The organism is Pseudomonas alkylphenolica (genome assembly GCF_016009175.1).
GTDB classification, from domain to species: Bacteria; Pseudomonadota; Gammaproteobacteria; order Pseudomonadales; family Pseudomonadaceae; genus Aquipseudomonas; species Aquipseudomonas alkylphenolica_B.
Map to the genome: position 1 here is coordinate 20424 of NZ_JADUCM010000045.1, position 11359 is coordinate 31782.

The window sequence follows — 11359 nt, forward strand, 5'->3', positions numbered from 1 at the left end:
TTATGTCCCTTTGGGGACATACCGCTTTTTGCCGTGAACCCGGACTATCGCAACTGGAGCACTTCAACCAGTTGATCAAGGGGCGGGCACAATGAACAAGACCACCACGCTGAACACGTCATCATCAGGGAGTGGCGGGGTCAGCTATCAGAGCGTCACCAGCGGCTACTTCGAACAACGCACACTGCAACGTCATGCCGGGTTCTTCACCTTGCTGGTGCTGGGCGTGGGGGCAGTGATCGCCGGCCAGTACTCGGGCTGGAACCTGGGCCTGGCCCAGGGCTTTGGCAGCATGCTGCTGGCCACCGTAATCATCGCAGTGATGTACCTGTTGCTGTGTTCGTCCATTGGTGAAATGTCGGCGGCCTTGCCGCACACCGGCGGCGCGTATTCGTTCGCGCGCACCACGCTCGGCCCCTGGGGCGGCTTCAGCACCGGGCTTGCGGAGAACATCGAGTTCATCCTGGCACCGGCAGGCAACATGTTCTTCATGGGCGCTTACCTTTCAGCGATCTTTGATACGGGGCCGCAATGGCAACCGTTGTGGTGGCTGGTGGGCTATGCCTGCATGCTGTTGCTCTCGGTGCGCGGCCTGGGCGTGTCGATGCGCGTGGTGGTGTGCATTACCTTGGCGGCCATCGGCGTGCTGCTGTTCTTCTTCATCACCGCCATTCCCCATGTCGACTTCGCCGGTAATGCCCTGAACCTTGCAGCAGGTGCCGACGGTGCGCCGGTCGAGGTCAGCGACGGCAGTGGCCCGTGGTTGCCCTTCGGCCTGACCGGGGTGATGCTGGCACTGCCGTTTGGCGTGTACATGTTCCTCGCCATCGAGCAATTGCCGCTCACCGCCGAAGAGTGCCACGACCCAAGCCGCCACGTGCCTCGGGCGCTGGTCGCCGGCATCCTGATCCTTGCCGCGCTGGCCATGGGTGTGCTGTTTTTCAGTGCCTCGATCGGTGGCGGCAGCTTTGCCATGAGCACCTCCGGCGAACCGCTGCTGGATGGCTTTCGGGAGATTTTTGGTCATACCGCCAGCAAGGTCCTGGCTGCAGTAGCGGTACTGGGCCTGGCAGCATCCTTTCTGGCCGGCAGCTTCGCCGCCGGGCGCAATATCTATTCGTTGTCGCGTGCCGGCTACCTGCCAACGGCGCTGTCGGTCACTCATCCCAAGCACAAGACACCGAACCTCGCACTGCTGGCCGGTTCGATGCTGGCACTGACCATTCTGCTGGTGTTCTGGTTTAGCTTCGGTCGTGAAAACAATGCGCTGATGGGCGGCATCATGGTCAGCATGATCGTGTTCGCCGGGATGATCTCCTACATCCTGCAGTGCATCGCCTTCATTCGCCTGCGTCGTTTGCACCCGGACCTGCCACGCCCTTATCGCAGCCCCTATGGCGTGTTCGGTGCGCTGCTGGTGATCGGTATTTCGGCGATCACCCTGATCTACCAGTTCCTCGATCCGCTGTACAAATGGGCCGCCCTCGGCGCGGCGGCCTGGTACCTGATCGGCATGGCGTACTTCGCCTTTTATCGCCGCCACCGCCTGGTGCTGTCGCCCGAAGAGGCCTTCGCGGTCAGCGGCGGTCGTGACGGTCATCCGCGCTGATTGCGCAGCGGGCTCAAGGCCGAGCCCGCGCTGTTTCCTTTTTACCCGTATCCAGGAGTTATCCATGCATTCCAATCAACCACGTCTGTACGGCAAGGTGGCGATCATCAGCGGTGGTGCTGGTGGTTGCGGGGAGGCGGCGAGCCGTTTGTTTGCCCGCGAAGGTGCGCATGTGGCGATCATCGATCGCAACGTCGAGGCCGCCCAGGCACTGGCCGCGCAAATCGAACGTGAAGGGGGCCGGGCCATCGGCCTGGGGGCGGATGTGTCGCGGGCCGATGAGGTGGAGGCCGCAGTGGCCGCGAGCCTGGCCGCACTGGGCCCGACCGATGTGCTGTTCAACCATGCCGGCACGCTGATCGTTAAACCTTTTCTGGAGGTGCAGGAAGCGGAGTGGGACTGGCTGATGGCGGTCAACGTCAAGAGCATGTTCCTGATGACGCGAGCGGTGTTGCCGCAGATGCTGGCGAAAGGGAAGGGCAGCATCGTCTGTACCTCGTCGATTTCTGCGCAGTACGCTACGCCAGGCGAGGTGGTGTACAACGCCAGCAAGGGGGCCTGCCAGATGTTCGCGCGGGCCATTGCGGTGGAGTTCCGCGACCGCGGTATCCGTTGCAACGCCGTGGCCCCCGGGTTCATTCGCACCGACCACGGGATGCGTGAACTGCGCGACCTGCAGGCGATGGGTGTGAATGCCAGCGAGGCGGATATCGCCCAACAGCAAGGGCGCTTGTGCGAACCGGAAGAGGTCGCGCGGGCCGCGTTGTTCCTGGCATCGGATGAGGCTTCGTTCGTAAGCGGTGCCCACCTGTTTGTGGACAACGGCTTTTCCTCCGTTTAAATGATGCGCAGTTGACCAGGCCCGGTGCATACAGATGCACCGGGCTTTTTCATGGCGGTCAGCCAGAGTGTTACTGAATGTTTGGCAAGCAAAATGCTTGTATATCGGCTTTGGCGATTAGCACCCGCAGCCGATGCTTTTTGCACCGGCACAGGGCCCATGAGCGAGCAGAAGGTGAAGCATGGCGCACGTAACAGGACTCTCCCATTCCCGGAGCTGGAAGGTACTTGAAACCTGGCACCTGCATACCCCGGCATTGCTCACTGCGCTAGAAACGCCCGCTTTCGTCCGTTGCCTGGACGAGGTGCTGCAGGCAATCACAGGGTTCGACCAGAGCTGCATTTTTCTGTACCCGGCAAGCGGTCGGCCGATCCTGTTGCACGACAACCTTCAGGGCATTCCGGAAACGGGCGCGATGCAGCGCTACATCAACGGCGCCTACCTGCTAGACCCGGTGTACACCGCCTGTGCCCATGGGCGTGAGGCGGGCTTGTACCGCATGGCGGAGCTGGCGCCCGACGCGTTTTTCGAGGGTGAATACTTCAACTCGCCCGATGTACACCCGTGCATTTCGCTGGCCTCGGGCAGCCTGGCCGAAGAAATCGTTTTTCTCTCGCCATTGCCCGGTGGCATGTACGCGGCTTATTCGTTGATGCGCTGCAATGGCTCGGCGGCCTTCAGCGATGAGGAGGTGGCGGCCCTGGGTTTGTGTCAGCCGGCGCTGGAAGCGATGTTTCAGCGTCACCACGGTGCGGTGGCGAAGGCGGCGACCGGGGCCCGGCCTGCCAGGAGCATCGCCGAGCAGCTTGATGCGGCATTCTCGGGCTTTGCCACCGAGCGCCTGACCGCGCGTGAACAGGCGATTGTCGGGCTGATCCTGCGCGGGCATTCCAGCCTGTCGATTGCACTGCACCTGGAGATTGCCGAAGGCACGGTAAAAAACCACCGCAAGCACCTTTACAGCAAACTGGGGATCTCCAGTCAGTCCGAGTTGTTCCACTTGTTCGTCAATCACCTGCTCGGCACTGAACCGGCCGAGCCATTCGTCCAGACGCCGCTGACGACCGTAGGAGCCAGGCTTGCCGGCGAAGAACGCTGACGCGGTATGACAGACACACCGCGGCGCCTGGTTCGCCGGCAAGCCTGGCGCCTACTCAGTAGACGCCACCACCGGCTGTGGGCGGTGGTGGTGCATCCTTGAAGGCACTGGCCAGGCCTTGCAGGCCACGCATCAGCACGGTGGTGTCTACACCGACGGCGACGAAACGGGCGCCCAGTTCGATGTAACGCCGCGCCAGGGCCTGGTCGGCACTGAGGATACCGGCAGCTTTCCCCGCCTTGTGAATGCGCACGATGGCATCCTCAATCGCCGCCTGTACGTCCGGATGGCCGGGGTTACCGCGATGGCCCATGGAGGCACTGAGGTCGGCCGGGCCGATGAACACGCCGTCAACGCCTTCGACCGCAACAATCTCATCCAGCCTGGCCAGGCCGTCGAGGTTTTCGATCTGCACCAGCAGGCACATCTGCGCATCGGCCTGGTCGAGGTACCCGGGAATGCTGTTCCAGCGCGAGGCACGGGCCAGTGCGCTGCCCACACCACGCACGCCGCTGGGCGGATAGCGCATGGCACGCACCAGCTCCTGCGCCTGCTGCGCGCTTTCGACCATCGGCACCAGCAGGGTCTGGACGCCGATGTCGAGCATCTGCTTGATCAAGGCTGTATCGCCGATCACCGGGCGGATCACCGGCTGCGACGCATAGGCCGCCACCGCCTGCAACTGGCCGAGCAGCCCGCGCAGGTCGTTGGGTGCGTGTTCACCGTCGAGCAGCAGCCAGTCGAACCCGGCGTTGGCCGCCAGCTCTGCGCAGTAGGGATCGGCCAGGCCAAGCCACAGACCGATCTGTACTTCACCGGATTGCAGCCGTTGTTTGAAGGTGTTGACGGGCATTTTCATGGTCAGGCTCCCTCAGACAAAGCGGCAGGCAATGCTGCCGAGCATGTCGTAGTCGACGTGGAAGGTATCGCCGGGGTTGGCAGCGACCGGACGGGTGAACGAGCCGCCGAGGATGATCTGCCCGGGCTCGAGGGTCACGTCGTACGGCGCGAGTTTGTTCGCCAGCCAGGCCACGCCTTTGGCCGGGTGATTGAGCACCGCAGCGGAGACTCCGGATTCTTCGATGACGCCATTGCGATAGAGCACCGCGGGCACCTTGCGCAGATCGATCTCGGTTGGCCGCACGGCGCGGCCGCCCATGACCACACCGGCATTGGCGGCGTTGTCGGAGATGGTGTCGAACACCTTGCGGGTGGCCTTGGTGTGCGGGTCGACCTGCTGGATGCGCGCGTCAATGATTTCCAGTGCCGGGATGACCCATTCGGTGGCGTCGAGCACATCGAACACCGTCACGTTCGGGCCTTTGAGCGGTTTGCCGAGGATGAATGCCAGCTCGACTTCCACCCGCGGCACGATGAAGCGTTCAAACGGAATGTCTGTGCCCTCGTCGAACAGCATGTCGTCGAGCAGGGCGCCGTAGTCGGGTTCGGTGATGTTCGACGACACCTGCATGGCGCGCGAAGTCAGGCCGATCTTGTGGCCGACCAGTTTGCGTCCACGCTTGATCTTCTGCGCCACCCACGCGCGCTGGATGGCGTAGGCGTCTTCGATGGTGATCTCGGGATGGTCGAGGGAGAACTGGCGCACCTGTTCACGCGAACGCTCGGCAGCGTCGAGGCGTTCGGCGGCCTGTTGGATGAGTGTGGCGTCTAGCATGGGAAACCTCAGAAATTCGTGTTGAACAGGGGGTGCAGGCTGCTGTACTTGCCGTCGTAGACCTGGCCCGGGCTTTCATCGATCTGCAAGGTGATGCCGACCGGACGCTGCGCGAGGATCGCCTCGAAGCGCGCGCGCACTACCGCGAGCAGGTTGTCACCCACGGCTTTGTGCACCGCCGGGCTGCGGCCTGCGCCCATGCGCAGGTTGGCGTAGAGGAAGCCGTAGTCGCCGCGGCCGTCGGCCACCGCACAATGCGCCGCCGGGTAGGCCAGCACCCGCGTGCCGCCGGTGGGGAACACGGCTTTTCCGCTCTCGTCCCGTTGCTGCAACATGGTGTCGGCCAGGGCCCGGCACAGGGCGGGGATGTCCGCTTGTTGTTCAAGGTCGGGGGTGTAGAGCAATACCAGATGAGGCATGGTGGTTGTCCTGCGTAGTGACCGGCGCACGGGCCGCCCCCGCGCAGCGGCGCGGCCCGTGTGCAGGCGTTGATCAGAGTCGGCTGCTGGTGGCAACGGCGGCCGGATTGGAGGCCTGCGCTGCGGGAATGCTGTTACCGGTTTGCGGCGTCACTGGGAAGACCGCGTTGATCTGCCCGGTGCCGGAGGCGGCGAAGTAGGGGGTCAGCACTTCGACCTGGGCGTCGTACTCCGACCAGCCCAAAGCGCCCAGCAGCATCGCGGTGTCGTGCATGAAACCCTCACCATGACCCTTGGCCGCGTACTCCGGCAGCATGCCGCAAAAGGCCGGCCACTCGGCGTTCTGCCACATGCCGATGACGCGCTCATCAAGCTGTTCGAGAAACGGGCTCCAGATCTTGGTGGCAAACTCCGGCGCCTGGCCGTTCTGGGCAAAACGGTGCGACAGCGAGCCGCTGGCGAGGAAGGCTACGGTGCCGTCGTAGTGCTCTTCCACGGCCTTGCGCATCGCCCAGCCGAGGCGCGCGCTGTCGTGAAGAAAGTGCGAGGTGCACAGCGAAGAGACCGAGATCACCTTGAAGTGCTGATCGGCGTTCATGTAGCGCATCGGCACCAGGGTGCCGTACTCCGGTGCCAGGGTGGTGGCGTCATGGGCCATGGTCTCGACGCCGAAACGGTTGCAGCTTTCGGCGAGGATCTTGCCCAGTTGCGGGTTGCCAGGGAACTCATACTCCATGTTGCTGATGAAGTGCGGCAGCTCGTTACTGGTGTACAGCCCCTTGAAGTGCGGGCCGCAGTTGATGTGGTAGTTGGCATTGACCAGCCAGTGCGTGTCGAACACGACGATGGTGTCCACGCCCAGCTCGCGGCAGCGCCGGCTGATCTCGATATGGCCGTCGATGGCGGCTTTGCGAAAGCCCTGGCGTGGGCCAGGCAGCTCGGACAGGTACATCGATGGCACGTGGGTGACTTTGGCAGCCAGGGCGAGTTTGCCCATGATCTTTCTCCTAGCGCGGCCTCAAGGGCCTGGTTCTTGTGATTGGTCTGCACGCAGGAAGCTGGCAACCCTGACCGGGTTTATAAACCCGGTCGAGTCACGCTTGCGAGCGGATTGTCACACGCCCCAACGCGGGATGTGGTGATTGCCCATGGAAATGCACACGTTCTTGATCTCGGCGAACACTTCGAAGCTGTACTCGCCGCCTTCGCGACCGGTACCCGAGCCTTTCACCCCGCCGAACGGCTGGCGCAGGTCACGCACGTTCTGGCTGTTGATGAAGACCATGCCGGCTTCGATGCCGCGGGCCAGGCGATGGGCCTTGCCGATGTCCTGGGTCCAGATGTAGGAGGCCAGGCCGTAGTCGGTATCGTTGGCCAGGCGCAGCGCTTCGGCTTCGTCCTTGAACTTGATCAGGCACACCACCGGGCCGAAGATTTCTTCCTGGGCGATGCGCATGCGGTTGTCGACGTCGGCGAACACCGTCGGCTGGATGAATTGGCCTTTGGCCAGGTGCGCCGGCAGGTTGGCCGGACGCTCCAGGCCACCGGCGAGCAGGTTGGCGCCTTCCTCGATGCCGATCTTGATGTAGCCGGTGACCTTGTCGTAGTGGGCCTGGGTAATCATCGAGCCGACCTGGGTTTTCGGGTCGGTCGGGTCGCCGACGATCAGGCGTTTGGCGCGGGCGGCAAATTCGGCGACGAACTGGTCGTAGACGGTCTCCTGGATGAAGATGCGGCTACCGGCGGTGCAGCGCTCGCCGTTGAGCGAGAAGATCGTGAACAGCGCCGCATCCAGGGCGCGGTCGAGGTCGGCATCGTCGAAAATCAGCACCGGCGACTTGCCGCCCAGCTCCATCGAGTACTTTTTCAGGCCTGCGGTCTGCATGATCTTGCGGCCGGTAGCAGTGCCGCCGGTGAAGGAAATCGCCCGTACATCCGGGTGGCGCACCAGGGCATCGCCAGCGGTGGCGCCGTAACCCTGCACCACGTTGAGTACACCTGGTGGAATGCCGGCTTCCAGCGCCAGGCGGCCAAGTTCGTTGGCAGTCAGCGGCGACAGCTCGCTCATCTTCAGCACCGCGGTGTTGCCCAGTGCCAGGCAGGGCGCGGTTTTCCAGGTGGCGGTCATGAACGGCACGTTCCACGGTGACACCAGGCCGCACACGCCGACCGGCTGGTACAGGGTGTAGTTGAGCATCTGGTCGTCGACCGGATAGCTGTGGCCGTCCATGCGCGTGCAGACTTCGGCGAAGAACTCGAAGTTGTGCGACGCACGCGGGATCAGCACGTTGCGGGTCTGGTGGATCGGCAAGCCGGTATCGAGGGTTTCCAGCTCGGCCAGGTGCGGCACGTTCTGGTCAATCAGTTCGCCCAGTTTGCGCATCAGCTTGGCGCGCTCTTTGGCCGGGGTGTTGGCCCATTTCGGGAAGGCTTCCCGGGCCGCGGCGACGGCCAGGTTGATTTCATCGGCGCCGCCGCTGGCGACTTCACCGATGGCTTCGCCGGTGGCCGGGTTGTAGTTGGTGAAGGTGTCGTGGCTTTCGACTTCCTGACCGTTGATCCAGTGCTTGATCATGCTGTGTGCTCTGTTCCGGGTTAGCCGCGGGCGGCAAAGAATGCGTGTTCGCTGACGATGCGGTTGACCAGGCGGCCAACGCCTTCCACTTCCACCACCACTTCATCACCGGGTACTACATCGGCCAGGCCCTCGGGCGTGCCGGTGGCGATCATGTCGCCCGGTTGCAGGGTCATGAAGCTGGAGAAGTATTCGATCAGGTAGGGGATGTCGAAGATCATGTCGGCGGTGCTGCCTTCCTGTTTCAACTCGCCGTTGATCCAGGTGCGCAGTGTGAGGTTCGACGGGTCGGAAACATCGGCGGCATCGACGATCCACGGGCCGACCGGGGTGGTGCAGTCGCGGTTCTTCACTCGCAGGTTGGGGCGGTAATAGTTTTCCAGGTAGTCACGAATGGCGTAGTCGTTGCACACGGTGTAACCGGCCAGGTAGCTCAGGGCATCCTCGCGCTTGACGTTGCGTGCCGGCTTGCCGATCACCGCCACCAACTCGCACTCGTAGTGCATGTACTTGACGTTGTCCGGGCGCCAGGTCACCTGGTTGTGGCCGGTGTAGGTGCCGGGCGACTTGATGAACGCCAGCGGTTCGGTCGGGGCCTTGAAGGCCAGTTCGGCGGCATGGTCGGCGTAGTTCAGGCCGAGGGCGAACATGCTGCCTTCAGCAGGCGGCAACCATTGCACGGCGCTTTCGGCAAGCAGGCGGCCGTCTTGCAGGCGCACGGTATTGTCGGCTTCAACGGTGACGGCATGCACCTGGTCTTCATAGCGGATGCGGGCGTGTTTCATGGGGGGGCTCCTTATTCCGCCACAACGGTGTTGGTCAGGCGGCCCAGGCCGCTGATTTCGACGACTACCTGGTCGCCTGGCTGAACGTCGACCCGACCTTCCGGGGTGCCGGTGATCAGTACGTCGCCGGCGTGCAGGGTCATGAACTCGCTGAGTTCGGCGATCAACTGGCCGATGCTGCGCACGAAGTTGGCCGTGGTGTTTTCCTGGCGGACCTGGCCGTTGACCGACAAGGTCAGGGTCAGGTTGTGCGGATCGGCCACTTCGTCGACCGGCACCACTTCACTGCTCAGCGAGCAAAAGCCGTCACGGCACTTGGCCTTGACCGCCGGGCGGTAATAGCTGTCTTCCGGCAGGCTGAACTCGTTGACGATCACGTAGCCGGCAACATGTTCGAAGGCCTGTTCGGCGCTGACCCGGCTGGCGTCCTTGGCAATCACCACGCCCAATGCCGGGCCGGGTTGCAGGCGCTCGCCAGCGGGGGCGACGACAGGTTGGCCATCGCCGTTACGGGTGTTCGGGGTCTTGATGAACAGCACCGGCTTGACCGGTGGCTGCTGGTAAGGCGGCTGGTTGAACTCCGGCAGACGGCTGTGCAGCAGGCCTGTGTAGTTCAAGGCGATGCCGAACAGGTTGCCTGTGGCGATTTCGCTAGCGGCGCGACGCATTGCTTCACTCCTGGATCGGGCTGGGGATTCCCAGTGGATAGCGATTGGTTGATGCCCAGAGGGGAGGGCTGTCAGCGGTAAATTGTTAACATGCTAATGTTATAATTAATATGTTAACGATGGTCAAGCCGTGGTGATTCTATGCGGGGCGAAACCTGCAACAATTGCCGGTTTGCGTCGGCTCCAAGTTATTGTTTAAATCGACATTGTTTCCCTTATCTGGCCGGTCCCTTTATGTCTGCACCTCGTCCTTCACTGACCCTGACCCTGCTGCAAGCGCGCGAAGCGGCCATGGGTTTTTTTCGCCCGTCGCTCAATCAGCACGGCCTGACCGAACAGCAATGGCGGATCATCCGCATCCTGCGCCAGAGCGGTGAGCTGGAGAGTTATCAGCTGGCCGAGCAGGCCTGTATCCTCAAACCGAGCATGACTGGGGTGCTGTCACGTATGGAACGTGATGGCCTGGTGCGCCGCTGGCGCTCTGCGCAAGACCAGCGCCGTGTGCACGTCGGGCTGACCGAAAAAGGCCAGCAATGCTTCGTGTCCATGAGCGAAGACATGGAGCACAACTACCAGCGCATCCTCGAGCAGTTCGGTGAGGAGAAGCTCCAGCAGTTGCTGGCGCTGCTCGAAGAGCTCAAGCAGATCAAGCTCTGAACCCGGGCCGACGTCGCCTTCCTGTTTTGCTGAATGAGACTTGTTGATGGCGATGCGGCCCCCGATTCCCAACATCCACATAGGCCAGACCTACGATCAGCGGTATGCCGATGCCCAGGTGCATTACGAGGCACTCGGCAAGCTGGCGGATTTTTTCGGGCGCAATATGCCCGTGCACCGGCACGACCGGTTTTTCCAGGTGCATTACGTCAAGAGCGGTACCGTGCGGGTGTACCTCGACGACCAGCTCTATCTGCAGCAAGGGCCGATGTTCTTCCTGACGCCGCCGACCGTGCCCCATGCGTTTGTCACCGATGCGCACAGCGACGGCCATGTGTTGACGGTCAGCCAGCAACTGGTGTGGCCGCTGCTGGAGGAAAGCGTCGGCCTGGCCGGTGGTGCGCGCATCGCGCCGATCTGCGTGGCGGTGGGTGAGGGGGATGATGTCGATGCTTGCGAAGTGGCGCGGCTGAACCTGCTGTTCGATCAGTTGCGGGGCGAGTTCGCCGGCAACCAGGCCGGGCGGGCCATGAGCCTGGAGGCTCTGACCCGGTTGATTTTCATCAGTCTGTTGCGCCTGTCGGCGCGCACCTTGACGGCGCAACCGTCACGTAGCGAAGACCTGCACATCTTTCAGGGTTTTAACTTGCAGATTGAAGCGCACTACCTGCAGCACTTGCCGTTGAGCCGGTATGCGCAGTTGTTGGGGGTGACTGAGGCGCGGCTCAATGACGTGTGCCGGCGTATTGCCGACATGCCTTCCAAGCGCCTGGTGTTTGAGCGTTTGATGCAGGAGGCCAAGCGGCTGTTGTTGTTTACCGGCAACACGGTGAACGAGATTTGCTACCAGCTCGGCTTCAAGGACCCGGCGTATTTCAGTCGCTTCTTCACCCGTCACGCCCGGCCCCCCCCCCCCCCAAAAACAACCCCCCCCCCCCCACCGGCCCCACCCCCCCCCCCGGTGTCGCCACAAGCGGGCCAATCAGGGGTGACCCCGACGCCGGGGCCCCCCGGGTGCGGCCCCCCCCCCC

12 protein-coding genes are annotated in these 11359 nt (G+C 62.9%); 5 read left to right on the forward strand and 7 right to left on the reverse strand.

Annotation, left to right across the window (positions count from 1 at the left end; genetic code table 11):
- Positions 1 to 91: 91 nt before the first annotated feature.
- The 3 genes from I5S59_RS24640 (at position 92) to I5S59_RS24650 (ending at position 3549) form a co-directional block, all read left to right on the forward strand.
- Positions 92 to 1609 carry an amino acid permease gene (locus I5S59_RS24640; protein WP_197878893.1) on the forward strand — a complete coding sequence of 506 codons (1518 nt, stop codon included), beginning with the start codon at positions 92 to 94 and terminating at the stop codon, positions 1607 to 1609.
- Positions 1610 to 1673: 64 nt separating this feature from the next.
- Positions 1674 to 2450 (forward strand): SDR family NAD(P)-dependent oxidoreductase, encoded by a 777-nt coding sequence (locus I5S59_RS24645; RefSeq protein WP_197878894.1) that lies wholly within the window; start codon positions 1674 to 1676, stop codon positions 2448 to 2450.
- A gap of 181 nt (positions 2451 to 2631) precedes the next feature.
- On the forward strand, positions 2632 to 3549 hold the full coding sequence (locus I5S59_RS24650) for a response regulator transcription factor (RefSeq protein WP_197878895.1): 918 nt from the start codon (positions 2632 to 2634) through the stop codon (positions 3547 to 3549).
- Positions 3550 to 3604: 55 nt separating this feature from the next.
- On the opposite strand, the gene hpaI is transcribed toward I5S59_RS24650, so the two are convergent.
- The 7 genes from hpaI to I5S59_RS24685 all read right to left on the reverse strand — a co-directional run bounded on the left by hpaI (position 3605) and on the right by I5S59_RS24685 (position 9671).
- Positions 3605 to 4408 carry a 4-hydroxy-2-oxoheptanedioate aldolase gene (hpaI, locus tag I5S59_RS24655; RefSeq protein ID WP_197878896.1) on the reverse strand — a complete coding sequence of 268 codons (804 nt, stop codon included), beginning with the start codon at positions 4406 to 4408 and terminating at the stop codon, positions 3605 to 3607.
- A gap of 12 nt (positions 4409 to 4420) precedes the next feature.
- On the reverse strand, positions 4421 to 5224 hold the full coding sequence (hpaH, locus tag I5S59_RS24660; RefSeq protein ID WP_197878897.1) for a 2-oxo-hept-4-ene-1,7-dioate hydratase: 804 nt from the start codon (positions 5222 to 5224) through the stop codon (positions 4421 to 4423).
- A gap of 8 nt (positions 5225 to 5232) precedes the next feature.
- Positions 5233 to 5643 carry a 5-carboxymethyl-2-hydroxymuconate isomerase gene (locus tag I5S59_RS24665; protein WP_197878898.1) on the reverse strand — a complete coding sequence of 137 codons (411 nt, stop codon included), beginning with the start codon at positions 5641 to 5643 and terminating at the stop codon, positions 5233 to 5235.
- A gap of 73 nt (positions 5644 to 5716) precedes the next feature.
- The gene (gene hpaD / locus I5S59_RS24670) at positions 5717 to 6640 is read right to left on the reverse strand and encodes a 3,4-dihydroxyphenylacetate 2,3-dioxygenase (protein WP_197878899.1); all 924 of its coding nucleotides are present in this window, start codon (positions 6638 to 6640) and stop codon (positions 5717 to 5719) included.
- A gap of 117 nt (positions 6641 to 6757) precedes the next feature.
- Positions 6758 to 8218: a 5-carboxymethyl-2-hydroxymuconate semialdehyde dehydrogenase gene (gene hpaE / locus I5S59_RS24675; protein WP_197878900.1), complete on the reverse strand. Its 1461-nt coding sequence runs from the start codon at positions 8216 to 8218 to the stop codon at positions 6758 to 6760.
- Between the two features lie 20 nt (positions 8219 to 8238).
- Entirely contained in the window at positions 8239 to 9003 is a 765-nt protein-coding gene (locus I5S59_RS24680) for a fumarylacetoacetate hydrolase family protein (protein WP_197878901.1), read from the reverse strand.
- Positions 9004 to 9014: 11 nt separating this feature from the next.
- A complete protein-coding gene (locus I5S59_RS24685; protein ID WP_197878902.1) occupies positions 9015 to 9671 on the reverse strand; it encodes a fumarylacetoacetate hydrolase family protein in 657 nt (218 codons plus the stop codon).
- A gap of 234 nt (positions 9672 to 9905) precedes the next feature.
- Here I5S59_RS24685 and hpaR point away from each other — a divergent pair, with 234 nt between their 5' ends.
- Positions 9906 to 10328 (forward strand): homoprotocatechuate degradation operon regulator HpaR, encoded by a 423-nt coding sequence (gene hpaR / locus I5S59_RS24690; protein WP_128324785.1) that lies wholly within the window; start codon positions 9906 to 9908, stop codon positions 10326 to 10328.
- A 46-nt stretch (positions 10329 to 10374) separates the two neighbouring features.
- Positions 10375 to 11359: 4-hydroxyphenylacetate catabolism regulatory protein HpaA (hpaA, locus tag I5S59_RS24695; RefSeq protein WP_197878903.1), on the forward strand; the 985-nt coding region annotated here is incomplete at its 3' end.